The 27,000-nt window shown below is 73.8% G+C and carries 21 protein-coding genes; 4 read left to right on the top strand and 17 right to left on the bottom strand.

Features of this window, described 5'->3' with window-relative positions; all coding sequences use genetic code 11:
- Positions 1-4 precede the first annotated feature (4 nt).
- From HJG43_00230 to HJG43_00195, 8 genes are all read right to left on the bottom strand, one after another.
- Entirely contained in the window at positions 5-793 is a 789-nt protein-coding gene (locus tag HJG43_00230; GenBank protein UER53242.1) for an SDR family oxidoreductase, read from the bottom strand.
- Complete coding sequence (locus HJG43_00225; GenBank protein ID UER55567.1) at positions 793-2,250, bottom strand: aldehyde dehydrogenase family protein; 1,458 nt, start codon at positions 2,248-2,250, stop codon at positions 793-795. Before HJG43_00225 ends, HJG43_00230 begins: the two co-directional genes overlap by 1 nt.
- A gap of 14 nt (positions 2,251-2,264) precedes the next feature.
- Entirely contained in the window at positions 2,265-3,353 is a 1,089-nt protein-coding gene (locus tag HJG43_00220) for a P1 family peptidase (GenBank protein ID UER53241.1), read from the bottom strand.
- Positions 3,350-4,252 (bottom strand): ABC transporter ATP-binding protein, encoded by a 903-nt coding sequence (locus HJG43_00215; protein ID UER53240.1) that lies wholly within the window; start codon positions 4,250-4,252, stop codon positions 3,350-3,352. The genes HJG43_00220 and HJG43_00215 overlap by 4 nt, the downstream gene beginning before the upstream one ends.
- Positions 4,245-5,147, bottom strand: coding sequence for an ABC transporter ATP-binding protein (locus tag HJG43_00210; protein ID UER55565.1), 903 nt, complete (start codon positions 5,145-5,147; stop codon positions 4,245-4,247). Before HJG43_00210 ends, HJG43_00215 begins: the two co-directional genes overlap by 8 nt.
- A gap of 68 nt (positions 5,148-5,215) precedes the next feature.
- Positions 5,216-6,088 carry an ABC transporter permease gene (locus HJG43_00205; GenBank protein ID UER55566.1) on the bottom strand — a complete coding sequence of 291 codons (873 nt, stop codon included), beginning with the start codon at positions 6,086-6,088 and terminating at the stop codon, positions 5,216-5,218.
- Positions 6,089-6,108: 20 nt separating this feature from the next.
- A complete protein-coding gene (locus tag HJG43_00200; protein ID UER53239.1) occupies positions 6,109-7,059 on the bottom strand; it encodes an ABC transporter permease in 951 nt (316 codons plus the stop codon).
- A 37-nt stretch (positions 7,060-7,096) separates the two neighbouring features.
- The gene (locus HJG43_00195; GenBank protein UER53238.1) at positions 7,097-8,737 is read right to left on the bottom strand and encodes an ABC transporter substrate-binding protein; all 1,641 of its coding nucleotides are present in this window, start codon (positions 8,735-8,737) and stop codon (positions 7,097-7,099) included.
- A 123-nt stretch (positions 8,738-8,860) separates the two neighbouring features.
- Between HJG43_00195 and HJG43_00190 the strand changes: the two genes are divergently transcribed.
- The gene (locus HJG43_00190) at positions 8,861-10,297 is read left to right on the top strand and encodes an amidase (GenBank protein UER53237.1); all 1,437 of its coding nucleotides are present in this window, start codon (positions 8,861-8,863) and stop codon (positions 10,295-10,297) included.
- Positions 10,298-10,348: 51 nt separating this feature from the next.
- Here the strand turns inward: HJG43_00190 and HJG43_00185 are convergent, their stop codons facing one another.
- The 3 genes from HJG43_00185 to HJG43_00175 form a co-directional block, all read right to left on the bottom strand.
- On the bottom strand, positions 10,349-11,689 hold the full coding sequence (locus HJG43_00185; protein ID UER53236.1) for an aspartate aminotransferase family protein: 1,341 nt from the start codon (positions 11,687-11,689) through the stop codon (positions 10,349-10,351).
- Between the two features lie 49 nt (positions 11,690-11,738).
- A complete protein-coding gene (locus HJG43_00180; GenBank protein ID UER53235.1) occupies positions 11,739-13,235 on the bottom strand; it encodes a CoA-acylating methylmalonate-semialdehyde dehydrogenase in 1,497 nt (498 codons plus the stop codon).
- A 117-nt stretch (positions 13,236-13,352) separates the two neighbouring features.
- Positions 13,353-17,165 carry a replicative DNA helicase gene (locus HJG43_00175; protein ID UER55564.1) on the bottom strand — a complete coding sequence of 1,271 codons (3,813 nt, stop codon included), beginning with the start codon at positions 17,163-17,165 and terminating at the stop codon, positions 13,353-13,355.
- 887 nt (positions 17,166-18,052) lie between these two features.
- Here HJG43_00175 and HJG43_00170 point away from each other — a divergent pair.
- Positions 18,053-19,414 carry an MATE family efflux transporter gene (locus HJG43_00170; GenBank protein ID UER53234.1) on the top strand — a complete coding sequence of 454 codons (1,362 nt, stop codon included), beginning with the start codon at positions 18,053-18,055 and terminating at the stop codon, positions 19,412-19,414.
- 94 nt (positions 19,415-19,508) lie between these two features.
- Here HJG43_00170 and rplI read toward each other — a convergent pair whose 3' ends face one another.
- From rplI to HJG43_00140, 6 genes are all read right to left on the bottom strand, one after another.
- Positions 19,509-19,958 (bottom strand): 50S ribosomal protein L9, encoded by a 450-nt coding sequence (gene rplI / locus HJG43_00165; GenBank protein UER53233.1) that lies wholly within the window; start codon positions 19,956-19,958, stop codon positions 19,509-19,511.
- 13 nt (positions 19,959-19,971) lie between these two features.
- A complete protein-coding gene (locus HJG43_00160) occupies positions 19,972-20,202 on the bottom strand; it encodes a 30S ribosomal protein S18 (protein ID UER53232.1) in 231 nt (76 codons plus the stop codon).
- Positions 20,203-20,290: 88 nt separating this feature from the next.
- Positions 20,291-20,824 carry a single-stranded DNA-binding protein gene (locus HJG43_00155; GenBank protein ID UER53231.1) on the bottom strand — a complete coding sequence of 178 codons (534 nt, stop codon included), beginning with the start codon at positions 20,822-20,824 and terminating at the stop codon, positions 20,291-20,293.
- Between the two features lie 62 nt (positions 20,825-20,886).
- Positions 20,887-21,177 carry a 30S ribosomal protein S6 gene (gene rpsF, locus HJG43_00150; protein ID UER53230.1) on the bottom strand — a complete coding sequence of 97 codons (291 nt, stop codon included), beginning with the start codon at positions 21,175-21,177 and terminating at the stop codon, positions 20,887-20,889.
- Between the two features lie 116 nt (positions 21,178-21,293).
- Positions 21,294-22,679 (bottom strand): DUF2029 domain-containing protein, encoded by a 1,386-nt coding sequence (locus tag HJG43_00145; GenBank protein ID UER53229.1) that lies wholly within the window; start codon positions 22,677-22,679, stop codon positions 21,294-21,296.
- 10 nt (positions 22,680-22,689) lie between these two features.
- A complete protein-coding gene (locus HJG43_00140; GenBank protein ID UER53228.1) occupies positions 22,690-24,948 on the bottom strand; it encodes a penicillin-binding protein in 2,259 nt (752 codons plus the stop codon).
- 292 nt (positions 24,949-25,240) lie between these two features.
- Here HJG43_00140 and HJG43_00135 point away from each other — a divergent pair, with 292 nt between their 5' ends.
- Both HJG43_00135 and HJG43_00130 read left to right on the top strand, forming a co-directional pair.
- Positions 25,241-25,858, top strand: coding sequence for a PadR family transcriptional regulator (locus tag HJG43_00135; protein ID UER53227.1), 618 nt, complete (start codon positions 25,241-25,243; stop codon positions 25,856-25,858).
- A gap of 13 nt (positions 25,859-25,871) precedes the next feature.
- Complete coding sequence (locus HJG43_00130; GenBank protein ID UER53226.1) at positions 25,872-26,951, top strand: inositol-3-phosphate synthase; 1,080 nt, start codon at positions 25,872-25,874, stop codon at positions 26,949-26,951.
- The last annotated feature ends 49 nt before the right edge of the window (positions 26,952-27,000 follow it).

Raw genomic sequence — 27,000 nt, 5'->3', positions numbered from 1 at the left:
CCCCTCACGCCTCCGGCGGGGTGAACCGGCCGTCGACCGCCGTCCAGCCCCCGTCGACGAACAGCTGGCTGCCGGTGACGAAGGTCGACGCGTCCGAGGCGAGGTAGACGACCGCGCCGGCCAGCTCGGACGGCGTCGACCAGCGCCCCAGCGCGCTCTTCGTCGCGTACGCCTGCGCCCACTGCGGCACGGCCCGGATCGGCGCGGTCAGCGGCGTCTCGACGACGCCGGGGGCGATGGCGTTGACCCGGACCCCGTGCGGCCCCAGCTCGGCGGCCGCGGTCCGCAGCAGCTGGACGAGCCCGGCCTTGGTGGCCGCGTACACCCCCTGGCCGGGTTCGACGGTGACGGCGCGGATCGAGGAGAAGGCGACGATGCTGCCCCGGCCGCGGTCACGCATCCCTGCACCGAACGCCTGGACGAGGTGGAACGCGGCGCGCAGGTTGAGCGCGACGACCCGGTCGAAGTCCTCGGCCGTGTAGTCGAGCAGGCGCCTGCGGACGTTCATCCCCGCGGTGACGACGAGCACGTCCGCGGGCAGCTCGACGGCCGCCCGGGCGACGGCGTCGGCGTCCAGGACGTCGAGGGGGTAGGCGCTCAGCGCACCTCCGGCTGCGGCCGTCGCCTCGGCAGCGGCCAGGTCCCGGTCGGCGCACACGACGCTCGCGCCGTGGGCGGCGAGGGCGTACGCGCTCTCGCGGCCGATACCGCTCCCGGCGCCGACGACGACGGCGGTGCGCCCGTCGAGGCGGAACAGGTCGGCGTAGCGGGCCACCTCCGGTGAGAGGTCCATCAGCTGCTCCTCGGGGTCGGCCGGATGACGGCCATCCGGGTGACGGTGAGCTCCTCGATCGCGAACCGCGGTCCCTCCCGACCGGTCCCGGAGTCCTTCACGCCCCCGTAGGGCATGACGTCGGAGCGGAACCCGGGCACCTCGTTGACGACGACGCCACCCACCTCGAGCTCGTCCACGGCCCGCAGCGCGCTCTCCAGCGAGGAGGTGAAGACGCTGGCGTGCAGCCCGTAGCGGGAGGCGTTGACGGCGGCCAGTGCCGCGTCGAGGTCGGGCACCGACCGGACGGCGACGACGGGGCCGAACACCTCCTCGTCCCAGGCGGCGACCCCGTCCGGGACGTCGAGCAGGACGGCCGGGGCCAGCACGCCGTCCGGACCCACCCGGCCCCCGTCCACGAGGGTGGCGCCGGCGGTGACGGCGTCCCGGACCCACGCCTGCACCCGGGCGGTCGCGGCCGGGTCGATGAGCGCGGAGACCTGGGTCGCCGGGTCCCGCGGGTCGCCGACGACGACGCCGGCCACCCGGTCGGCGAGGCGGCGCAGGAACTCCTCCCGGACGGCCTCGACGACGAGCACCCGCTGGACGCTGATGCACGCCTGCCCGGAGGCGTAGTACCCGCCGCGGACGACGGCGTCGGCGGCGGCGTCGAGGTCGGCGTCCGCGGCCACGACGAGCGCGGAGTTGGAGCCGAGCTCGAGCAGCACCTTCGTGGGTGCGGCGTCCCGGGCGATCCGGTGGCCGACCGCGGCCGAGCCGGTGAAGGACACGGCCCCCACCCGGCGGTCGGTGGTCAGGGTGCGTCCGACGTCCGGCCCGCCGGTGACCAGCTGGACGGCGGACGGCGGCCCACCAGCCGCGGCGAGCGCCTCCCGGACGGCGTGCACGAGCAGCAGGGTGGCCAGCGGGGTCTGCGGGGCCGGCTTGACCACCACCGGGCAGCCGGCGGCGAGCGCGGGGGCGACCTTGTGCGCGGCGAGCAGCAGCGGGTAGTTGAACCCGGCGATGCCGACGACGACGCCGACCGGCTTGCGGACCCAGAACCCGATCAGCCCCTCCCCCGACGGCAGCAGGTCCAGCGGGACCGTCTCGCCGTGCAGCCGGGCGACCTCCTCGGCCGCGGTCCGCAGGGTGAGCAGGGTGCGCTCGACCTCGACCCGGCAGTCCACCCGCGGCTTGCCGGTCTCCAGCACGAGCAGCTCGACGAGGTCCTCGCCGGCGGCGGCCAGGACGTCGCTCGCCGCCAGCAGCGCCCGGCGCCGGACGTGGGAGGGCAGCCGGCCGACCCGGTCGCGGACGGCGACCGCCGCGTCGAGGGCCGCCGTCGCCGTGGCGACGTCCCCCACCGGGGCGGCGGCGACCGGCGTCCCGTCGTAGGGGAAGCGCACCTCGGCCCGCTCGGCGACCTGCACCCACCCGTCCCCGACCGGCAGGCCCGCGGGCAGCCGGTCGAGCAGCCGGGCCGCGCCGCTCACCGTCCGCCCCCGGTGCCGGGCCCGGCGGCGGCCCCGGCTGCGGTCCCAGCCGGGCGGCCCGCCGACGGGTACGCCTCGAGGTAGGAGGGCAGCCGGCCGTCGCGGGTGTCGGCGCCCTCGGCGGCGAGCAGCGCGTGCCCGACGGCGCGGGTCAGGCAGTCCCCGGCGGCGCCCAGGACGGACTGCAGCCCGGCCAGGTCCGGCTCGCCGCGCTCGCCGGTGGCCAGGGCGAACACGGTGTCCCCGTCGAGCATGGTGTGCACCGGCCGGATGCCGCGGGCCATCCCGTCGTGGGCGATGCCGGCGACCTTGGCGCACTGCGCCTTGGTCAGCGTGGCGTCCGTGGCGACGACCGCAAGCGTCGTCGCCAGCGACGGCGCCCCGGCGGCCGCGGCCGCCCTGGCCCGCTCGACGTCCGCGGGGTCGGGGACCCGGACGGCGTCGAACTCGCCGGGCAGCCCGAACCGGGTGGCGTAGAGCTCGCCGGTGGCCGGGTCGACGCACGAGCCGACGGCGTTGACGACGACGAGCGCCGCGACCGTCGTCCCGTCGTCCAGCACGACGCTGGCCGACCCGACGCCGCCCTTGAGCGCGCCGGCGCGGGCGCCCGCGCCGACCCCGACGGAGCCCTGGGCGACCGGGCCGTCCCCGCCGTCGCCACGGGCCGCGGCGTAGGCGGCGGCACCGAGCTCGGGGCCGGGCCGGCAGGTGAAGTCCCCGCCCCGGCCAAGGTCGAAGATCACCGCGGCGGGCACGATCGGCACCACCTCGCCGGGCCCACCGACCGGCAGCCCCGTGCCGTCGGCGGCGAGGGCGTCGGCGACGCCGCTGGCGGCGGCGAGACCGAACGCGCTGCCGCCGCTCAGCACGACGGCGTCGACGCGGGGGACCATCGCCCGCGGGTCGAGCAGGTCGGTCTCCCGGGTGCCGGGGCCGCCGCCGCGGACGTCGACGCCGGCGGTGGCGCCGCCGTCCGGGGCGAGGACGACGGTCGTGCCGCTGAGCCAGCCGCCGCCGCGCCGCTCGGCGTGCCCGACGCGCAGGCCGCGGACGTCGGTGAGGGTGTTCGTCGGTCCGGGCCTCATGGCCGGTCCTCCTGGAGGTCGGGGTCGAGCTCGGGATCGGGGTCGGCGACGAGGTCGGCGGGGGTGGCGCCGGCCAGGGCCCGCTCGACCGTCGGGATGGCGGCGACGAGCCGCCGCGTGTAGGGGTGCTGGGGGTCGGTGTAGACCTGCTCGGTGGGGCCGGTCTCGACGACCAGGCCGTCGTACATGACCGCCACCCGGTCGCACACGTGCCGGACGACGGACAGGTCGTGGGAGACGAGGACCAGGGTGAGGGACAGCTCCTCGACGAGGTCCGCGAGCAGGTTGAGCACCTGGGCGCGCACCGACACGTCCAGGGCACTGACCGGCTCGTCGGCGAGCAGGATCCGCGGCCGGGTCACCAGCGCCCGGGCGATGGAGATCCGCTGCCGCTGCCCGCCGGAGAACTGGTGCGGGTACCGGTCGACGGCCTCGGGGCCGAGCCCGACCTCGCGCAGCGCCTCCACGACCCGGGCGCGGCGGTCACCGATCCCCTGGGCGACCAGCGGCTCGGCGACGATGTCACGCACCCGCATCCGCGGGTCCAGGGAGCTCATCGGGTCCTGGAAGACGAGCTGCAGGGTGCGTCGCAGCCCGCGCAGCCGGCGCTCGGGGACCCCGGCGATCTCCTCACCGTCGATGCGCACCGACCCGGTCGTCGGGTGGTCCAGGCCGGCGAGGATCCGCAGCAGGGTGGACTTACCGCAGCCGGACTCCCCGACGATGCCGAACCGCTCACCCGCGGCGACGTCGAGGTCGATGCCGCGCAGCGCGTGCACCGGGGGGCTCGCCCGCAGCAGCGAGGTCCTGGGCCGCCGGTAGGTGCGGGTCAGGCCGCGGACCCGGACCGCCGGAGTGGGCTCGGCCGCGGCCGTCCCCGCGGGGACGGGCTCAGCCACGGCGGTCCTCGCCCGCGGGGTGGAAGCAGGCGTACCCGGTGTCCGGGCCGGTCGCCGTCCACGGGGGGCGCTGGGCGCACACGGCGGTGGCGGCCGGGCACCGGGTGCGGAACACGCACCCGGCCGGGAACCGGCCCGCCGGCGGCACGGAGCCGGGGATCGTGGCGAGGCGGCCGCGCTCGTCGACCGTCGTGAGGTCGGAGGCGCCGACGAGGCCCTCGGTGTACCGGTGCCGGGGCCGGGTGAGCACCTCGTGCACGGGCCCGGACTCGACGACCCGGCCGCCGTACATGACGAGCACTCGTTCGCACGCAGTGGCCACGACGGGCAGGTCGTGGGTGATGAGCAGCAGCGCCGAGCCGTGCCGACCGGCGGCGCGGACCAGGAGGTCGAGGACGAGCGCCTGGACGGTGACGTCGAGGGCGGTGGTGGGCTCGTCGGCGACGAGCACGGCCGGGTCGTTGGCCAGCGCAAGGGCGAGGACGATCCGCTGGCGCTGGCCGCCGGAGAACTGGTGCGGGTAGGCCGCCGCGGCGGCCCGCGGGTCGGGCAGGCCGACCTGGTCGAGCAGGTCGACGGCGCGCTCCCGGGCGGCGCGGCGGCTCGGTGCGGCACCGTGCACGCGCAGCGCCTCGGCGACCTGGCGGCCGACCCGCATCGTCGGGTCCAGCGCGGTCATCGGCTCCTGGAACACCATCGCGATCCGCCGTCCGCGGACCCGGGACAGGCGTCGCTCGCCGGCGCCGACGAGGTCGTGGTCGACGCCGGCGACCCGGACCGACCCGTGCGGGTGCAGCTCCTCCGGGAGCAGGCCCATCAGGGCGAGCGCGGTGAGCGACTTGCCGGAGCCGGACTCGCCGATGAGACCGACCCGCTCGCCGGCGCGCACCGTCATCCCGACGTCGTCGACGAGCCGGACGTCGCCGGCGGTGACGCCGAGCCCGGTCACGGTCAGCACGTCAGTCACCGGAGGTCCTCCAACCGGGGGTCGAAGCGGTCACGCAGCCCGTCGCCGAGCAGGTTGAAGCCCAGGACGGCGAGCGCGATCGCGACCCCGGGGACGACCGCCAGGCGCGGCGCCGTCCACAGCAGCTCCTGGCTCTCCTGCAGCATCCGGCCCCAGGACGGCGTCGGCGGCGGGGTGCCGAGCCCGAGGAAGGACAGCGCAGCCTCGGCGAGGACGGCGATCGCGAAGCTCACCGAGGCCTGCACGATGACCAGACCGGCGACGTTCGGCAGCACGTGCCGCACGCCGATCGCCACCGGGCGCCGGCCGGCGGCGCGGGCGGCGAGCACGTACTCGGTGCGCATGACCTGCAGCGTGCCGCTGCGGATGATCCGCGCAAAGCTCGGCACGGTGGCGATGCCGATGGCCACCATCGCGGTCAGCGTGCTGCCGCCGTAGACGGCGGCGAACATGATCGCCAGCAGCAGGGCGGGGAAGGCGAGCAGCAGGTCGTTGCCGCGCATGATGAGCTGGCCGGCCCAGCGCGGGGCCATCCCGGCCAGGATGCCCAGCGGGACGCCGACCACGGCTGCCACCCCGACGGCGACGACGCCGACGAACAGGGTGGTGCGGGCGCCGACGAGGATCTGGCTCAGCACGTCGCGGCCGAACTTGTCGGTGCCCAGCCAGTAGGACGACGACGGGCCGAGCAGCCGGTCGGCGGCGTTGACGAGGGTGGGGTCGTGCGGCGTCCACAGGAACGACAGCAGCGCCGCGCCGAGGACGAGCGCGACGAGCGAGCCGCCGACGACGAGGTTGCCGCCGAGCCGCCGGCGGGACGTGGTGGGGACGGCCTCCTCCGGGGGGCCGACGGCGGGCTCGGCGGGCAGGCCAGCGGTCTCCGGTGCGCTCACGTCGTCACCGTCCTCAGCCGCGGGTCGATGGCCAGGTAGAGCAGGTCGACGACGAAGTTGGTCACGAGCACGGCGACGACGAGCAGCATGACGACGTCCTGGACGACGATGAGGTCGCGGTTGGCGACGGCGTCCAGCAGCAGGCTGCCCAGACCGGGGATGACGAAGACCCGCTCGATGACGACGGCGCCGATGAGCAGCGTGGCCAGCTGGAGGCCGAGGACGGTGACCACCGGGATCGCGGCGTTGCGCAGCCCGTGCCGCACCAGCGCCTGGCCCGGCCGCAGGCCGGTTGCCCGGGCGGTGCGCAGGTAGTCCTCGCGCAGCACGTCGAGGACGGCGCTGCGGACGTACCGGGTGAGGACGGCGCCCTGGACGAGCGCCAGGGACAGCACCGGCAGGACGAGCTGGCGCAGGAACATCCCCGGGTCGCGGTTCGGCGGCGTCCAGCCGTTCGCCGGCAGCCAGCCGAGCCCGACGGCGAACACGGTGATCAGCAGGATGCCGGCGAGGAAGGCCGGGACGGCGACACCGACCTGGGACAGCGCGGACAGCACGACGCCGGAGAGCCGGCGGTGCCGGACCGCCATCAGCACGCCCACCGGGACGGCGACCACGACGGCCAGGACCATGGCGGTGACGACGAGCCACAGCGTGACCTGCAGCCGGTCGGTGATCTGCGGGCCGATCTCGGCGCCGGTGACGTACGACGTCCCCAGGTCCAGGGTGACCAGCCCGCCGACCCAGTCGAGGTAACGGGTGAGCGCCGGCCGGTCCAGACCGAACTCGGCGCGCAGCTGGGCGACGGCCTCCTCCGAGGCGTTGACACCGAGCGCGACCCGGGCGGGGTCGCCCGGCAGCACGGCCATGAACGCGAACACCAGCACCGAGCTGACCGCCAGGCTCGCCAGCAGGACGGCGACACGCTGCAGCACCCGGACGGTCATCGGCTCGGTGGGCCCGACTGGCGCGGCGCAGGGACGGTCAGGACCGCGCCAGCCCGGTCAGGTCGAAGGACTCGCCGATCGCGTTCTCCGGCAGGCCGGTGATGCCCTGCTCGGCGACGATGAGGTTCGGCAGGAGGAACAGGAAGTCGGCGACGGCCTCCTGGGAGATGAGGGCCGCCGCGGCCTTCATGTTCTCCACCTGCTCCTCCTCGGTGCCGCTGTCGGCCGCCTCGAGCAGCGCGACGAGCTCGGGGTCGCCGTAGCCGGTGTAGTAGTCGGGGTTGCCGAACACGGCGCCGAGGTCGCGCGGCTCGACGTGGGCGATGATCGACATGTCGTAGTCGTGGTCGGTGAACACGGTCTGCAGCCAGGCGGCCGGGAACTCGAGCTGGTCGAGCTCGATGGTGAAGCCGGCCTCCTCCAGCTGGCTCTCGACGACGGTGCCGCAGGACACCGCGTAGGGCAGGGCCGGGATCCGCAGCCGGATCGGCGTGCCCGCGACGCCGGACTCCTCGAGCAGGCGGCGCGCCTCCTCGACGTCGTACTCGTAGTCGCCGGTGCGGTCCTCGTACCACGGGTCGGTCGGGGGGACCATGCTGCCGATCAGCGTGCCGCGCCCGCCCCAGCAGGTGTCGAGCAGCGCCTGGTGGTCGATGGCGTGGCGCACCGCCTGGCGGACCCGCTTGTCGGTCATCGGCCCCTCGGCGTTGTTCATCGACAGGACGACCTCGCCGTTCGTCATCCCCTCGATGATCTGGAACCGGTCGTCGCCCTCGAACTGGCCGAGCGACTCGGGGGCCTGCACGGTGCCGACGACGTCGATGGTCTCGGTGAGCAGCGCGTTGTTCAGCGCGGTGGCGTCGTCGAAGTACCGCAGGGTGACCTCGGCGAAGTAGGGCGCCTCACCCCAGTAGTCGTCGTTGCGGACGAGGGTGATCGAGTCGCCGCGGGCCCACTCCCCCAGCAGGTACGGGCCGGTGCCTACCGGGTTGTTGGCCAGGTCGTCGACGCCCTCAGTGTCGAACATGGCGCCGATCCGGGTCGTCATCCGGTACAGCCAGTCGTTGCTGGGCCGGCTCAGGGTGACCCGCAGCTCGGTCGGGGAGACCGCCTCGGCGCTCTCCACGACGTCCATCCCGGCCTTCAGCGACGTCGTCCAGTCCTGCTGCACCCGTTCGATGGAGAACACGGCGTCCTCGGCGGTGAACTCCTCGCCGTTGCTGAACACGGCATCCTCGACCAGCTGGAAGGTGTAGGTCCGGCGGTCCTCGGAGACCTCCCAGGACGTCGCCAGCAGCGGCTCGATGTCGCCGTCCTGGTTCAGCTTGACGAGGCCCTCGTAGACGTTGACGAGCAGCGCCTGCGGGATGGCGGCCCCGTCGGTGGTGGTGAAGTCCAGGTTGGCGGGCTCGGCGACGAGGCCGACGGCCAGCGTGTCGTCGCTGCCGCCGGAGCCAGTCGTGCCAGTGGTGCCGGTGGTGCCGGTGGTCGCGTCGCCGTCCGGCTCGCTGCCGGACCCGGCCGAGCACGCGCCGAGCAGCAGGGTCGCGGCCGCGGCGGCCGCCACGGCGGCCCGCCTCCTGTGGTGCCTCACGTCAGGTCTCCGTCCTGTGCCGGTGGGCGCCGGCCCACCGCTGTCGCGGTCACCGTCCGCCGGGGCGTCCGGTGGTTGCGGCATTCTGACAGCCCGGACGCGGCCCGTGGTGAGACCTGGGACACACTTGACGTGCGTCGTCCGGGCCGGTGTGCTCCGCACAGACGTGGCGAGCGGGGCGCCGGACCGACCGGGAGGTGCCGAAGGATGACGCAGCACGCGGACCCGCAGACCACGGCCGCGAGCCGGGACCGGGACCCGGCGACGCTCACTGCGCGGGAGCTGGTGGCCCGCTACCGGGACGGGACGCTGAGCCCGGTCGACGTCCACGACGCCGTACAGGCGGTGATCGACCGGCGGGAGCCGGTGCTCAACGCGTTCTGGGTGCGGGACGCCACCGCGTCCCGGGCCCAGGCCGAGGCGAGCGCCCGCCGCTGGCGGTCCGGTGAGCCCCTCGGCCCGCTGGACGGCGTCCCGGTGACGCTCAAGGAGAACCTCGCCCGCCGCGGCGTCCCGATGCCCGCCGGCACGGCCGCCGTCGACCCCGTGGTTCCCGACGACGACGCGCCGGTGACCGCCCGGCTGCTGGAGGCAGGGGCGGTCGTCCTCGGCTCCACCGTGATGCCGGACTGGGGGATGCTCTCCTCGGGCGTGTCGAGCAGGCACGGCGTCACCCGCAGCCCGTGGGACCCGGCCTGGACGACGGGCGGGTCCAGCTCGGGGGCCGGGGCAGCCGCGGCCGGCGGGTACGGACCGGTGCACGTCGGCACGGACATCGGCGGGTCGATCCGGCTGCCGGGCACCTGGCTCGGCCTGGCCACCCTCAAACCGACCGGTGGCCGCGTCCCGCTCGCCGCGCCGTACCTGGGCCGGGTGGCCGGGCCGATGGCCCGCACCGTCGGCGACCTCGGCGTGCTGCTGTCGGTGATCGCCCGGCCCGACGCCCGGGACTGGACGAGCCTGCCACCCGCCGGGGACGCCGACCGGGTGGTGCGGCCCCGCCCGCCGCGGGGGCTGCGCGTCGCTGTGCACCTGGACGCGGGGTGCGGCGCACCGGTCGACCCGCAGGTGCGAGCAGTGGTGGAGCGGGCGGCGGCAGTCTTCGCCGACGGCGGCGCCCGGGTCGAGGAGATCCCCCCGTTCGCCACCCAGGACCTGCTCGACGACCTCGACCTGTTCTGGCGGGTGCGCTCGTGGAACGACGTGCGGTCGCTGCCACCGCAGCGGCGGGCTGCGGCGCACCCGTTCGTGGCGCAGTGGGCGCTCGGCGGCGCGGACCTGACCGGCGTCCGGGTGCTGCAGGCCTACCAGTCGATCGGTGAGCTGGCGGCCCGGACCACCGCCGCGACGTCCGGGTTCGACCTCGTGCTGTCCCCGGTGGCGCCGGTGGCCGCGTTCCCGGCGGAGCAGCCGATGCCGTTCACCGAGCCGGGCCGGGAGATGGCGCACATCGCCTTCACCGCGCCGTACAACATGAGCGGCCAGCCGGCGGCCACCGTCAACGCCGGGTTCACCGGCGACGGGCGGCCGGTGGGGGTGCAGCTCGCCGGGCGCCGGTTCGCCGACGCCGACGTGCTCGACGCGGCGGCCTGGTTCGAGGAGCAGCGGCCGGACGACGCGGTGCCCCGCTGGCCGGACGCCTGACTCTCCCGGTCAGCTGACCCCGGTCAGCGGGCTCCGGTCAGCGGGCTCCGGTCAGCGGACGTGGGCGTCGGCGGCCTCGAGCGCGACGTCCAGGGCCGCCAGGCCCTCCTCCGCCTCGGCGGCGGTGATCGTGCACGGGGGGACGACGTGCAGCCGGTTGTAGTTCGTGAACGGCAGGACGCCGTTCGCCGTGCAGGCCGCGACGAGGTCGGTCATCGCCTGGCTGGTGCCGCCGTAGGGAGCCAGCGGCGTCCGGGTCTGCCGGTCCTCGACGAGCTCGACGGCCCAGAACACCCCGAGCCCGCGGACCTCACCGACCGAGGGGTGCCGGTCGGCGAGCCGGGCCAGGCCCGGGCCGAGCACCTCCTCACCGATCCGCGCGGCGTTCTCGACGATCTTCTCCTCGCGCATGGCCGTGATCGTCGCGACGGCGGCGGCCGTGGCCAGCGGGTGGCCCGAGTAGGTCAGCCCGCCGGGGTAGGGGCGGTCGGCGAACGTCGCCGCGATCGCCGGGCTGATCGCCACCCCGCCGAGCGGCACGTACCCGGAGTTCACGCCCTTGGCGAAGGTCAGCAGGTCCGGGACGACGTCCCAGTGGTCGACCGCGAACCAGGCGCCGGTGCGGCCGAAGCCGGCCATCACCTCATCGGCGATGAGGACGATCCCGTAGCGGTCGCACAGCTCACGCACGCCGGCCAGGTACCCCGGCGGGGGCGGCATGATCCCGGCCGTACCGGGGATGGTCTCCAGGATGACCGCGGCGATGGTCGCCGGGCCCTCCATCTCGATCACCTGCTCGAGGTGGGCCAGGGCGCGCTCGCTCTCCTCCTGCTCGGTGGTGGCGTGGAACACCGACCGGTAGAGGAACGGTCCGTGGAAGTGGACGACGCCGGCCGTGCCGGAGTCGGACGGCCAGCGGCGCGGGTCGCCGGTGAGGTTCACCGCCAGGTGGGTGCCGCCGTGGTAGCTGCGGTAGCGGGACAGCACCTTGGGCCGGCCAGTGTGCAGCCGGGCCATCCGGACGGCGTGCTCGACGGCGTCCGCGCCGCCGTTGGTGAAGAACACCCGGTCCAGGTCGCCGGGGGTCACCTCGGCGACGAGCCGGGCGGCCTCCGAGCGGGCGGCGTTGGCGTGCTGCGGGGCGATCGTGCACAGCAGCCCAGCCTGCTCCTGGATGGCGGCGACGACCGCCGGGTGCTGGTGCCCGATGTTCGTGTTGACCAGCTGGGAGGACAGGTCGAGCAGCCGGCGGCCCTCGCCGTCCCAGACATAGCTGCCCTCGGTCCGGGTGATGACCATCGGGGTGATCCGCTCCTGCGCGGACCAGGAGTGGAAGACGTGCTTGCGGTCGAGGTCGTAGACCTGCTGCGGGGTCAGGTCGGGGAGCGTCATGTCCGTCCTTACTGCTCAGGTCACTGCTGGGGTCACTGCTGGGGCTGGGTCACTGCTGGGTCGGGAAGCCGAGGTTGAGCCCGCCGTGGGAGGGTTCGAGCCACCGGGAGGTGACGACCTTGCCGCGGGTGAAGAAGTGCACGCCCTCGGTGCCGTGCGCGTGCGAGTCGCCGAAGAGGCTGTTCTTCCACCCGCCGAAGGAGTAGTACGCCATCGGCACCGGGATGGGCACGTTGACCCCGACCATGCCCACCTCGACCTCGTGCTGGAAGCGGCGGGCGGCGCCGCCGTCGTTGGTGAAGATGGCGGTGCCGTTGCCGTAGGGGTTGGCGTTGACGAGCGCGAGCGCCTCGTCGTAGGACGCGGCCCGGACCACGGACAGCACCGGACCGAAGATCTCGTCGGTGTAGACCGGCATCTGCGGGGTGACCCGGTCGAAGAGGGTCGGGCCCAGCCAGAAGCCGCTCTCCTCGCCGTCCGGGTGGACGTCCCGGCCGTCGACGACGAGCTCGGCGCCCGCCTGGACGCCGGCGTCGAGGTAGGAGGCCACCTTGTCCCGGTGGGCGGCGGTGACGAGCGGCCCCATGTCGCACCCGCGCCGCCCGTCGCCGGTGCGCAGGGTGGCCATCCGTTCGGCGATCCGGGCGACGAGCTCGTCGGCGACCGGCTCGACGGCGACGAGCACCGAGATCGCCATGCAGCGCTCGCCGGCCGACCCGAACCCGGCGTTGACGGCGGCGTCCGCGGCCAGGTCGAGGTCGGCGTCCGGCAGCACGACCATGTGGTTCTTGGCGCCGCCGAGGGCCTGCACCCGCTTGCCGTTCCGGGTGCCGGTCTCGTAGACGTAGCGGGCGACCGGGGTGGACCCGACGAAGCTGACCGCCCGGACGTCGGGGTGCTCGAGCAGGCGGTCGACCGCCGGCTTGTCGCCGTGGACGACGTTGAGGACGCCGTCGGGCAGGCCCGCGTCCGCCCACATCTGCGCCATCAGCACCGCGGCGGAGGGGTCCTTCTCGCTCGGCTTGAGCACCACCGCGTTGCCGGCGGCGATGGCGACCGGGACGAACCACAGCGGGACCATCGCCGGGAAGTTGAACGGGGAGATCACGCCGACGACGCCGAGCGGCTGACGGATCGAGTAGCTGTCGATCCCGGTCGAGACGTTCTCGGAGAACCCGCCCTTGAGCAGGTGCGGGATCCCGCAGGCGAACTCGACGACCTCGAGGCCGCGGGTCACCTCGCCGAGCGCGTCGGAGACGACCTTGCCGTGCTCAGAGGTGATCACCTCGGCCAGCTCGGCCTTGCGCTCGTTCAGGATCTGCCGGACGGCGAACAGCACCTGGGTGCGCCGGGTCAGCGAGGCGTGCCGCCACTCCTGCCACGCCTCGTGGGCGGCGGCGACCGCCTCGTCGACGGTGCCGGCGTCGGCGAGGTCGACGTGACCGGTGACCTGGCCGGTCGCCGGGTCGAACACCGGCCCCGTGCGCGCCGCGTCGCCGGTCCAGGGCTTGCCGCCGATCCAGTGGGTGATCCGTCTCGTGGTCATGCGGCGAAGTCTGAGCGCTGGAGGGGTGCGGCGACAACCTGCCGGCCGTCACAGGTCACGGGACCTGCCGGCTCGGGGTCGTCGTCGGCTGTTCGTGGGCTCCTCGTGGTCGTCTCCTCACACGCCGTGCGCCATGTCGACGAAGCGGGAGTAGTGGCCCTGGAACGCCACGACGATCGTGTCCGTGGGGCCGTTGCGGTGCTTGGCGACGATGATGTCCGCCTCGCCGGCCCGCGGTGACTCCCGCTCGTAGGCGTCCTCCCGGTGCAGCAGGATCACCATGTCGGCGTCCTGCTCGATCGAGTTGTGGACGGCGATGCCGTTGGCCACGAAGTTGTGCGTGCCGAGCACGGTGGCGTCGAAGACCTCCTCCTCGCCGTCCGGCTCGATCGCCACGACGCGGTCCCACAGCAGGTCGTTGACCGCCATCACCTCGAGCTCGGCGTCACCGAGGACGTCGGCAACACGCGCCAGGCGCTCGCGTGACGGGGCGGGCTTCCACATCGCGTTCCCGCAGAACTGCGTGCCCATCGCGGAGGCGAGCTCGCGGTGGGTCATGCCCTCCTCGGCGAGGACGTCGCGCACCCGGTCCCAGACCTGAACCGGGACGGTGTCGACGTTCGGGTTGCCGGATCGTGCCGTGACGACGGGCAGCAGTCGCGCCACCGCCTTGGCCCGCTCGCCGTGCACGCCGATCTCCTGCAGGAAGCGCCGCTGGTCGTCGACGCCGGAGATGTCGAGGGTGTACCCGCGCCGGTCGTCACCCTTCGCGGTCGCGGTACGCAGCCGGGCGGAGATGCCGAAGCGCAGCAGCAGGCGGGACAGGTCCTCGACCAGGCGACGGCTGGTCGAGGCGTAGGAGATGCGCCCACCCGCCCCGTCCTTCTGGACGGTCACCGACCCGTCAGTCGCCCAGAGGTGCCGCAGGAACAGCGCGATCTGGCGCTTCGGCAGGTGGAACACGCCCTCCGGCACGAACTTCTCGTGGCTGCGCAGGCCGAACAGGCCGAGGGTGTCGAGCCACGCCGCGATGGGATTCCGGCGCCCGTGGGTGAGGTGGTAGGGCGCGGGCAGCCGCAGCGTGGTGCACCGAGCCGCCGCGTGCTCGTCACGGACCGCGGTGACGCCGAAGTGCCGCGCCGCGTCCGTCACCGCCGTGAGGTTCGCCTCGTCCACACTGGCGTAGCGGATGGGCTGCCGCCGGACGAACGAGCCGTCACCCAGCAGGTGCGCCAGCAGCACCACCTCGGCGTCGTCCCAGACGGCGACGAGCTCGGGTGCCGGCACGTGCCGAGGCACACCCAGCCGGTCGCCGACCCGCAGGTCGCCGAGCGCCGTCCACCCGTCGTAGGTGAGGAACGGGTGGTTCGCGGTCGCCCGCACCTGCTTGCCCGAGGCGAGCCGCAGCCGGAAGACAGGCTTGCGGCCGGTCGGGAAGACATGGGTGAGGTGACGGCGCACGTACCGCAGCGAGTCGTCCAGCGCCCACACCGGCACGTCGGTGGTGCCGGCGGCGTACAGCTCACCCATCGTCGTCTCCGCACCGGTGTCCGCCCGCAGGATCCGCGTGTCGGCGGTGAGACACCCCGACTCGCGCAGGTCCGACATCGCGGGCCGCTTGTCGGTGCGCTGCTCCGGGCCGCGGTTGAGCTGCGAGATGGCGATGACCGGCACCTCGAGCTCCTTGGCGAGCAGCTTCAGCGCGCGGGAGAACTCCGAGACCTCCTGCTGGCGGGACTCGACCCGCTTGCCCGAGGTCATCAGCTGCAGGTAGTCGACGATGACGAGCTTGAGGTCGTGGCGCTGCTTGAGCCGGCGGCACTTGGCCCGGATCTCCATGAGCGTCATGTTCGGGCTGTCGTCGATGAACAACGGCGCCTCGGAGACCTGGCCCATCGTGCGGGCGAGCTTGGTCCAGTCCTCCTCGCGCATCGTGCCCTTGCGCATGTTCTGCAGCGGGATCCGCGCCTCGGCGGACAGCAGCCGCATCGTGATCTCGTTGCGGCTCATCTCCAGGGAGAAGATCACGGTGGCGAGCTGGTGGCGGATCGCGGCCGACCGGGCGATGTCCAGGCCGATCGTCGAGTTGTGGACGACGACGTCGTCGGCGACGAAGTTGTGCGTGCCCTCCACGGTGAGGTCGTAGACCCGCTGGACACCGGCCGGCTCCACCGCGACCACCTCGTCCCACCACACGTCGGACGTCGCGAGCGCCCGCAGCTCCCCGGCGTCCAGGCCCCCGGCGGCCAGGTCCCCGGCGGCCAGGCCCTCGGCGGCCAGGTCCTCGGCTGCCTGGGCCAGGTCGGCCCGCCCGAGACCCGCGCCCCGGGAGTGACCGCTGGCCCCGTCACCGGCGGCGGCTGGGGGGGTCACGTCGTCCGTCGCGGCCCCGGCCTTGACCAGCAGCCGGGTGACCTCGGCCGGCAGGGTCTCCACCCGTGCCGCTTGGGCGCAGGCGGCGAGCACCTCGGCGCAGCGGTTCTCCTGGCCGAGCACGCCGACGTCTCGGCAGAAGGTGGCCACCTGCTCCGGGTCGCGGACCAGCACCTGCCAGCCGGCGGTGTCGTCGCGGCGAACCTCGGCCAGGACGCCGAACCGCAGCAGCAGGTGGGCGACGTCCCGGGCCAGCCGTTCGGTGCGCGCCGCGAGGCGCACCTCGACCCGGCCGGCACCGGCGCTCAGCTCTCCGGCGGCCGCGAACAGCCGGCGCAGCAGCAGGCGCACCTGGCGGTCCGGCAAGGCGAAGAAGCCGTCCGGCACCCGCATCCCCGTGCCGGTCAGACCGGCGAGACCGACGGCGTGCAGCGCGACCGCGAGGTCGTTGCGTCCGCTGGTGCCGGGGCCCAGCAGCAGGGTCCTTCCGCTGGCCCGCACGTCGAGGCCCGACTCGGCGGCCCAGGCGCGCACGTCCGCCGCCACCGCGTCGTCCCGGACGTCGACACCGACGACGTCCGCGGCGACCAGCCGGCCGGACCCGAGCACGAACCCGGTCAGGGCCACGACGGCGTCCCCGTACGGGGAGGGGCGGCGGCGCGACCACGACGGCAGCCGCCGGGGGACCGCGATCCGGTCCCCGGGGCGCAGGTCCGCCAACGGCACCCAGCCCTCGAGAGTCCGCAGCGGGTGGTGCGGCGTCGCCGTCACCTCGCGGCCGGAGGCGAGCCGCAGCCGCAGCACCTGCCGCAGCCCGTTGTCGACGACGTCGCTGGGCGACACGATCCGCAGTCGCCACCGCTCGTCGAGGGTGTGCACGCCCAGGCGCTCACCGACCTGACCGCGGGCGACGAACTCGGCGATCGTCATCCGGCGCCCGGTGTACGCGTCGGTGATCAAGGACCCGGCGGCGAGGCACTTGCCGATCGCGGGTCGGGCGGCGATGACGATCATCTGGCCCGGGTGCAGGCCGTTGGTGAGCCGGTCGAGGTCGGCGAACCCGGTCGGGACGCCGATCATGCCGTCGCCGCGGTGGCTCGAGGCCTCGATCTCGTCGATCGTGCCCTCGATGATCTCGGAGATCGGCAGGTAGTCCTCGCTGCTGCGCCGGTCGGTGACCTGGTACACCTCGGCCTGGGCGCTGTTGACGATGTCGTCGACGTCCCCGGAGGCGGAGTAGCCGAGCTGGACGATCCGGGTACCCGCCTCGACGAGCCGCCGCAGGACCGCCCGCTCGTGCACGATCCGGGCGTAGTAGCCGGCGTTCGCGGCCGTCGGCACCGAGGAGATCAGGGTGTGCAGGTACGCCGCGCCGCCGATCCGGGCGAGCTCGCCGCGCTTGGTCAGCTCGTCGGCCACCGTGACCGCGTCGGCCGGCTCCCCGCGGCCGTACAGGTCGAGGATCGCCTCGTAGACGAGCTCGTGGGCGGGGCGGTAGAAGTCGGTGCCGCGCAGCACCTCGATGACGTCGGCGATGGCGTCCTTGCTGAGCATCATCCCGCCGAGCACGCTCTGCTCCGCCGCGACGTCCTGGGGCGGGGTGCGCCCGAGGTCCTCCGACGGCGGACCGGCCGGCTCGTACTCGCCGAGGTCCGCGACCGAGGTCATCGCCGCGTCACCTGCTCCCCCGTCGTCATGTCCGCCTCCTCCTCGGCACCGCCGCGTCGCGACGTCCGTGCCGTCCGCGTCCGCCGTCTGGCCTGTCAGACACCAGTACGACACGGACCACCGACAACGCCGGTGCCGGCCGTTGCTCGCTGCTGCGCGGTGGCACGCTAGGCCCGGTGCCGACCCAGTCCCAAACGCCGCTGTGCACCCACCTGTGCACAGCGTGTGGACGCCGTGTGGAAGCCCGCACGCGCGTCGTCCACAGGTCGTGGACAACCCTGGGGACAACCATGACGGGACAACTCCGGCGCGTGCTCCTGACCGGCGTCGACGCTCCTCCACCGACTGTGGACAGAACTTTTCTCGCGGGACATCGACTCCGGGAGGACGGGGGCTGTTCACGCGTGGTTCAACTGGCCGACGCCTGCCCCATCACCCACTCCCACCCGTGATCATGCAATCCCGCCACCCCCCGCACGCCCCCCCGCGTGATCATGCAATCCCGCCACCCTCCGGGCCGCACCCCTCGGTGATCATGCAATCCCGCCACCCCGAGAGACGAAAGCTGGTCTTGGTCGCCATGTCAGTCGCCGTCGGGTGGGGCGCCGCCACCACAGAATGCTGGGCTCAGCACAGCCTGGCCGGCGTGTCGCGTCACCAACCCAGCATTCTGCGAGCCGGAGGGTGGCGGGATTGCATGATCACGACGAGGGGATTGTCGACTGATCACGAACAGGACGTCTCGAGCGCTCACCGAGGGGAGGGAGAGAGGCAGGGTGGCGGGATTGCATGATCACCGAGGGAGGGGGAGGGGGGAGGGGCGGGGACACGACCGGGAGATCCTCCGGCTGGCCGTGCCGGCGTTCGGCGCGCTCGTCGCCGAACCGCTGTTCCTGCTCGCCGACTCGGCGATCATCGGCTACCTGGGCACCGCCCCGCTCGCCGGTCTCGGCGTCGCCGGGGCCGCGCTGGCCACCGCGGTGGGGATGTTCGTCTTCCTCGCCTACGCGACCACCGGCGCCGTGGCCCGCCGGTTCGGCGCCGGGGACCTGCGGGCCGCACTGGCCCAGGGCGTCGACGGGATGTGGCTGGCCGCCGGGCTCGGCGTGCCGACAGCGGTCGCCGGCTGGCTGTGGGCGCCCGAGATCGTGGCTGCGCTGGGGGCGTCGACCGCGGCCGCGCCGCACGCCGAGGCCTACCTGCGCTGGTCGCTGCCCGGGCTGCCGGCGATGCTCGTCGTGCTCGCCGCGACCGGGGTGCTGCGGGGGCTGCAGGACACCCGGACCCCGCTCGTCGTGGCGGCGACCGGCGCCGGGGCGAACGTCGTCCTCAACGTCGTGCTCGTGCACGGGCTGGGGCTGGGGATCGCCGGGTCGGCGATCGGGACGGTGCTCGCCCAGCTGGGGATGGCCACCGCCCTCGCGGTCGTCGTCGTGCGGGGAGCGCGCCGCCACGACGTGTCGCTGGCCCCCCGGCGTCGGGGGGTCGCGGCCGCCGGCCGGTCCGGCCTGCCGCTCGTCGTGCGGACGCTGACCCTGCGGGTGGCCCTGCTCGTCACCACCGCCGTCGCGGCCCGGCAGGGCGACACCGCACTGGCCGCCCACCAGGTGGTCTCGACGCTGTGGACGTTCCTCGCGTTCGCTCTCGACGCGGTCGCCATCGCCGGCCAGGCGATCACCGGCCGGGCACTGGGCGCCGGCGACGTGGCCCAGGCCCGCGGCGCCACCCGCCGGATGCTGCAGTGGGGCGTCACCAGTGGCGTCGTCCTCGGCGCGCTGCTGCTCGCCACCTCCCCGGTGCTGCCGGCCCTGTTCACGCCGGACCCGGCGGTCCGCTCGGCGGTCACCGCGGCACTCGTGGTCGCGGCGCTCGCCCAGCCGGTCGCCGGCTGGGTGTTCGTGCTCGACGGGGTGCTCATCGGCGCCGGTGACGGCCGGTACCTGGCGGTGGCCGGCGTGCTCACCCTGGTCGCCTACCTGCCGCTTGCCGGGCTCGTGCTCCTTGCTGCCCCGGGCGGCACGACCGGCCTGGTCTGGCTGTGGGTGGCGTTCGGGCTGGGCTTCATGCTGGCGCGAGCGGTCACGCTGGGTCTGCGGGCGCGAGGGGACGCGTGGCTGGTCACCGGGGCGGCCCGCTGACCATCCCGGACGACGACCCCGGACGGCGACGGGCCTGCCCCAGCCGGGGCAGGCCCGTCGTGACGGCGGCTGTCGTGGCGGTGTTGCGCCGGCGTCAGGACGCGGCGACGACCTCGACGTCGATGGTCGCCTGGACCTCCGGGTGCAGGCGGACCTGCACCTGGTGGGAGCCGAGCGACTTGATCGGCTGGTCGATCTCGACCTTGCGCCGGTCGATCTCGGCACCGGTCGACGCCTTGACGGCCTCGGCGACGTCCGCGGGGGTCACGGCGCCGAACAGCCGGCCGGACTGGCCGGCCCGGACCGGCAGGCGGACCCGGCCGGACTCCAGCGAGGCCTTCACCGAGCGGGCCTCCTCGAGCGTCGCGATCTCCCGGCTCTGCCGGGCCTTGCGGATCGCCTCGACCTGCTTCTGGCCGCCCTTGGTCCAGGCGGTGGCCAGGCCGCGGGGGACGAGGTAGTTGCGGCCGTAGCCGTCCTTGACCTCGACGACGTCACCGGGCTCGCCGAGACCGGTGACCTCCTGGGTGAGGATGAGCTTCATCTGTCGTCCCTCCTCAGCGCGCCGAGCTCGAGTACGGCAGGAGGGCCATCTCGCGGGCGTTCTTCACGGCCTTGGCGATCTGACGCTGCTGCTGGACCGTGACCCCGGTGACCCGGCGGGCGCGGATCTTGCCCCGGTCGGAGATGAACTTCCGCAGCAGCGCGGTGTCCTTGTAGTCGACGTACTCGACGCCCTTGAGCGGGTTCTGCTTCTTCTTCGGCTTTCGCACAGCCGGCTTGACCATCGTGGTGCTCCTTCGGTGGGAGCCCGGGTTCTGCTGTGGTGACCCGGGATGGGGGGTGGATGAGTGGTTCAGGGAGCGGTTCAGCGGATCAGAACGGCGGTTCCTCGGAGTACGAGCCGCCGCCCCAGCCGCCGCCTGCCTGGCCGGCCTGACCTGCGCCGGACTGGCCGCCGGAGCCGGGGCTGGTGGCCCACGGGTCCTCCTGCTGCTGGCCACCGGCCTGACCGGCCTGGCCGCCGCCGAAGCCCCCGCCGCCGCGGCTGGTCTTGTTGACCTTGGCGGTGGCGTAGCGCAGCGACGGGCCGACCTCGTCGACCTGCACCTCGTTGACGGTGCGGCGCTCGCCCTCCTTCGTCTCGAACGAGCGCGACACGAGGTTGCCGGTGACGATGACGCGGCTGCCGCGGACGAGGGACTCGGCGACATTCTCCGCCGCGTCCCGCCACACCGAGCAGCGCAGGAACAGCGTCTCGCCGTCCTTCCACTCGCTGGTCTGGCGGTCGAAGTTGCGCGGAGTGGACGCCACGGTGAAGTTGGCGACCGCGGCCCCGGACGGCGTGAACCGCAGCTCGGGGTCGTTCGTGAGGTTGCCGATCACCGTGATCTTGGTCTCGCCGGCCATGGGGCCTCCCTCGTCTCGGACGTGTCTGCAGGACGGTAGCGGCGTGCTCCGACAAGCAGCGGTCAGTGCACCTCGGGGCGCAGCAGCTTGGTCCGCAGCACGGCCTCGTTGAGGTTCAGCTGCCGGTCGAGCTCCTTGGCGACCTCCGGGGTGGCGGTGAGGTCGACCACCGCGTAGATGCCCTCGGACTTCTTCTGGATGTCGTACGCCAGCCGGCGACGACCCCAGATGTCGACGTTCTCCACGGAGCCGCCGCCACTGCGGACGACGTTGAGGAACCTGTCGAGAGACGGGGCGACGGTGCGCTCCTCGAGCTCGGGGTCGAGGATCACCATCAGCTCATAACGACGCATGCTCAGAACCCACCTCCTCTGGACTCAGCGGTCACGGTCTCTCCGTGACAGGAGGGTTGGTGCGTCAGACGACGGACGCCGCACCTGCGGCGTCCGACGGTCCAGGGTACCTGCTGTCAGCGGAAGCGGACGACGACGGCGTCCGTGGCCCCCTCGAGCGGACCGGCCGCGGGGTCGTCGCGGCCCAGCCCCGGGGCGTCGGCCGGAGCCCGCACGGGGTCCCGCTCGGGGGACCGGGACAGGGCCACGGCTCGGGCCGCCAGCCAGCCGATCGCGGCCAGCCGGAGCACCAGCAGCGTGCCGTACGCCCACGGCGGCAACCCGCGGTCGGGCTCCTGCAGCCCGTACAGGTACAGCCAGGTGCCGGTGGCGTAGGCGAGCTCGGCGGCCCCCCACAGAAGGTGGTCGCGCCACACCGGGACGGCGAGCGCGGCGAAGGGCAGCAGCCACAGCGACGTCTGCACCGGCACGGCCGGGGACACCACGAGCACGCCGGCGACGAGGACGACGACGAGCGCGGGCAGCCGGGGCCTGTGCGCCAGGGTGAGTGCCCAGGCCAGCACCCCGACGACGACGGCGATCACCGCGCTGAGCGCCAACCACCGGACGACGCCGGCGGGCAGCGGCGCCCCGGCGAGCTGGGGCAGCAGCCACAGCGACCCGTAGCCGGCGTCCAGGCTGAGCGTCCCCTGCCACGACGCGGTGAAGGCGGCGGGACTGACCGCGAGCACCGGCAGGCTCACCGCCCCCCACCCGGCGAGGGCCGCCCCGGCGAGGGTGCCGGCCGTCCGACGCCGCCCGGCGCGCACGGCCAGGACGAGCACGGCGAGCAGCACGAGCAGGGCGGTCGGCCGGACGACGACCGCCAGGCCGAGCAGGACGCCGGCCACCCCGGGGCGGCTGCGGGCCTGCGCGAGCACGCCGAGCACGGCGAGCGCGACCGCGACGAGGTCGAGGGAGACCAGGGCGGCAGCCGGGACGACCGGGGACACGGCGACGAGCGCCGCGTCCCACGGCCGCCGACCTGCGAGGGCCGCGACGGCCAGCACGGTGACGACGAGGGCGACGGCGACGAGCACCACCGCGAGGTCGAACACCCACACCACGGCGTCCGCCCCGTCCGGGGCGAGCGCGGCCAGGGCGGCGAGCAGCCAGCCGGTGCCGATCGGCTCGGTCAGACGTGTCCCGTCCGCGCTCGACGGGTCAGGGGTCGACAGGTAGGGGAGCACGCCGCGGTCCAGCCCGGCGGCCGAGACCACCGCGGGGACGTCGGAGTAGCAGGCGTGGGTGAGCTGGTCCGGGGACGCGAACCGCAGCGCCCGGCACGGCTGCCGCAGCAGGACGGCGAGCACCAGGGTGGGGACGGTCAGCAGGGCGAGGACCGAGGTGGCGGGCCACCGGCCGCGCCCGGCGGCCAGGTGCCGGCCGGCCGGTCCTCCGGCGACCTCGCTGGCCACCCGGGCGACCGGGTCCTCGCGGGTCGGCGCGACCGGCCTCGTCACGGGGTCCCCGTCAGGCGCCCGGCTCGACCGGCGGCTGCTCCCCGACGCCGTCCCCCGCGTCCCCGACGTCCCCGCCGGTGGGCTCCGGGTCGGGGCAGAACGGCAGCGTGGGGTCGATCTCGCACAACCGGCGCCGGTCGCCCTCCGGCGGCGGCGGCGTGGTCGTCGGGCTCGGTGTGCTCGTGGTCGGGGTCGGGGTCGGCGTGGTCGTCGTCGTGGTCGTCGTCGGCGTCGGGGTGGTCGTCGTCGTGGTCGTCGTCGGGGTCGGGGTGGTCGTGGTGGTCGTCGGCGTCGGGGTCGGCGTGACCTGCTCGCGCGGGACCTCCCCGACGTCCCCTCGGGGCGGGAAGTCGACGACCTCGACGCCCTCGAGCGCCGAGCTCATGTACGCCGTCCAGATCTGCGCCGGGAACGAGCCGCCGGTGATGGAGCGCCGCCCACCGAACGGCGGGATCTCCAGCTGCTCCCCGTTCGGCCCGACGTTGTAGATGCCGACGACGGTGGCGAGCTGGGGCACGAAGCCGGCGAACCAGGCCGACCGGCTGTCGTTGGAGGTGCCGGTCTTGCCGGCGGCCGGGCGGCCTAGGGCGCTGGCGGCGCGGCCGGAGCCGGCCTCGACGACGGCCTGCAGCGCGTACGTGGTGTCGGCCATGACGTCCTCGGCGATGACCCTCCGCTCCTCGATGTCCGCGGCGTAGACCGTCGAGCCGTCCTGGTCGATCCGCTCGACGAGGTACGGCTCGTGGTGGACGCCCTGGGCGGCGAACGTCGCGTAGGCCTCGCCCATGGCCATCGGGGTCACCGACGGGCTGCCCAGCACGTTCGAGGGGGTGGGCGGGGTGACCGCGTCCTGCGGGATGCCGGCGCGGACGGCGACGTCGGCCGTCGCGTCCGGCCCCACCATCTCGTTGAGACCGACGTAGACGGTGTTGACGGAGTTCTGGGTCGCCCGGACCAGGTCGATCTCGCCGTACTGGGCGTTGTCGAAGTTGTTCACCGGTACCGGCTCGCCGGACTCGTCGACGTAGAAGTCGGGGAACTCCATCGGGCTGTATCCGGGCAGCTCGGTGCGCAGGGAGATGCCCTGCTCGAGGGCGGCGACCAGGGTGAACGGCTTGAACGTCGACCCGGCCTGGGCGATGTCCTGGGTCACGGCGTTGCGCTGGCGGGTGAGGTAGTCCTCACCGCCGTACATCGCGCGCACCGCCCCGGATGCCGGGTCGATGGACACCAGCGCGGCCTGCAGCGTCTCCGGGCGGCCCTCGACCGGCAGGTTCTCCGGGTCCTGGACGGCCGCCACCGCGGCCTCCTGGGCGTCCTTGTCGATGGTGGTGACGATGGACAGGCCGCCGCGGTCGAGGTCGTTCTCGGTGAACGCGGTACGGGCCAGCACCTCGTCCCGGACGCCGGTGAGCAGGTAGCCGGTCGGCCCGGCCAGCCGGTCGGTCGGCTCGTAGGCGATCGTCTCGGGCATCGGCTGGGACGCCGCGGTCTCGTCGACGTACCCGAGGTCGGCCATCCCGGACAGCACGTACTCGTAACGCTCCTGCGCCCGCTCGGGGTTCTCGGCCGGGTCCCACCGGCTCGGGGCCGGGATGATCCCGGCGAGCAGGGCGGCCTCGTTCACGGTCAGCTCCCCGGCGTCCTTGCCGAAGTAGGCCTGGGCGGCGGACTGGATCCCGTACGCGCCGCGCCCGAAGTAGATCGTGTTGAGGTAGTCGGCGAGGATCTGCTCCTTGTCGAGCTGCTGGTCGATCTTGATGGCGATGAACGCCTCTTGGATCTTGCGGGTGAGGGTGCGGTCGGACTCCAGGTAGTAGTTCTTCACGTACTGCTGGGTGATCGTCGACCCGCCCTGGGTGGAGTTGCCGCGCAGGTTGTTCCAGAAGGCCCGCGCGATACCGGTCAGGGAGATCCCGCGGTTCTCGTAGAAGGTGCGGTCCTCGGCGGCGATCACGGCCTGCTTGACGTGCTCGGGGATCTCCTCGGGAGCCAGGATCGTGCGGTCCTGGGCGGCGAACTCGCCCATCACCGACTCGCCGTCGCTGTAGTAGACCGTCGTCGTCTGGGCGTCGACGAGCTCGTTGGGGTCCGGGATGTCGGTGGCCGCGTAGCCGACGGCGAACAGCCCCCCGGCCAGGACGACGCCGAGCAGGACGAGTCCCCCGAGCACCGCGGCCCAGCGGCGTCCGCGGTTGCCCGGGCGCTCGCGGCGTCCGGCGGGGGCCGACCGGTTACCGGCGGGACGAGGCTGGTCTGGACGTGCCACGGTCTCTCTTCCAGGTCTACGGGACGCTGCCTGCGGGCAGCCCGGTCAAGTATGGACGAGATCGGCCGGTGCCCCCCGCCGGTAGCCACGCGGTGTACCGGCGGTGACGCCGAACCGACGGGCCGGTTCCCGGTTTGCCAACACCCCGGCCCCCGCCTATCGTTCCGATGTATCGAACCGATACATCGAGCCGGTACATCGGGCCGGTACATCGTGCCGGGACGTCGAGCCGGTACATCACCACCGTGCCCGTGACACCGCCGGCCGGCCAGTCGAGAAGGGGGCGTGCCAGGTGAGCCGTCGCAGCAGCGTCATGACGCTCGCCGTCCTCGGCCTGCTGCACGAGTCCCCGATGCACGGCTACGAGCTGCGCAAGCGGCTGAACTCCATGCTCGGCTCGTTCCGCGCGTTCTCCTACGGCACCCTGTACCCCTGCCTCAAGGAGCTGCTCGCGAACGGCTGGATCGCGGAGTCCAGCACCGCCACCGCGGACGCCGCGCTCCCGCACCCGTTGTCAGGCAAGCGGGGCCGCATCGTCTACCAGCTCACCGCTGAGGGCAAGGAGCACTTCCAGGCCCTGCTCGGCGAGGTCGGCCCGACGGCGTGGGAGGACGAGCAGTTCGACGTCCGTTTCGCGTTCTTCGGCCGGACCGACGCCGAGACCCGGCTGCGCATCCTCGAGGGGCGGCGCAGCCGGCTGCAGGAGCGTCTGGACGGCGTCCGCCAGTCGATGGCGCGCACCTGGGAGCGGCTCGACTCGTACACCCTCGAGCTGCAGCGCCACGGCCTGGAGTCCGTGGAGCGGGAGGTCCGCTGGCTGGACACCCTCATCGAGGACGAACGACTCGGTCGGTCCGACGGCTCGGCCAGCACCCGAGGCCGGCCGTCGGCAGGCCACGACGACAACTAGAAGGAGCAACCGAATGGGTTCCGTCCGCGTCGCCCTCGCGGGGGTCGGCAACTGCGCCGCCTCGCTCGTCCAGGGCGTCCACTACTACCGCGACGCCGACCCGGCCGGCACGGTGCCGGGCCTCATGCACGTGCAGCTGGGGGACTACCACGTCCGGGACGTGCAGTTCGTGGCCGCCTTCGACGTCGACGCCAAGAAGGTCGGCTTCGACCTCTCCGAGGCCATCCTGGCCAGCGAGAACAACACGATCACGATCGCGGACGTCCCGCCGCTCGGGGTGACCGTCCAGCGCGGGCCCACCCTCGACGGTCTGGGTCGCTACTACCGGGAGACGATCGAGGAGTCCGACGCCGACCCCGTCGACGTCGTCCAGGCCCTCCGGGACGCCGAGGCCGACGTGCTCGTCTGCTACCTGCCGGTGGGCTCGGAGGACGCGGCGAAGTTCTACGCCCAGTGCGCCATCGACGCCGGTGTGGCGTTCGTCAACGCCCTGCCGGTGTTCATCGCCGGCACCCCCGAGTGGGCGAAGAAGTTCACCGACGCCGGGCTGCCGATCGTCGGCGACGACATCAAGAGCCAGGTCGGCGCCACCATCACCCACCGGGTGCTGGCGAAGCTGTTCGAGGACCGCGGCGTCGTGCTCGACCGGACCTACCAGCTCAACGTCGGCGGCAACATGGACTTCAAGAACATGCTCGAGCGGGAGCGGCTGGAGTCCAAGAAGATCAGCAAGACGCAGGCCGTGACGAGCAACGTCCAGCACGACATGGGCCGGCGCAACGTGCACATCGGCCCGTCGGACTACGTCGAGTGGCTGGACGACCGCAAGTGGGCGTACGTGCGGCTCGAGGGCCGGGCGTTCGGCGACGTGCCGCTCAACCTGGAGTACAAGCTCGAGGTCTGGGACTCCCCGAACTCCGCCGGCGTGATCATCGATGCGGTGCGGTGCGCCAAGATCGCCCTGGACCGCGAGATCGGCGGCCCGCTGCTGTCCGCGTCGTCGTACTTCATGAAGTCCCCGCCGGAGCAGCACGCGGACGACGTCGCCCGCACCAAGGTCGAGCAGTTCATCCGCGGCGAGGTGGACCGCTGAGGCGGCACCGCAGCTGACCCGCGGCACCCGGCGCCCGGGTGGGTCCCGG

It is taken from the genome of Kineosporiaceae bacterium SCSIO 59966, assembly GCA_020881835.1.
Classification (GTDB): domain Bacteria; phylum Actinomycetota; class Actinomycetes; order Actinomycetales; family SCSIO-59966; genus SCSIO-59966.
This window is presented reverse-complemented; position numbering and strand designations above follow the sequence as displayed.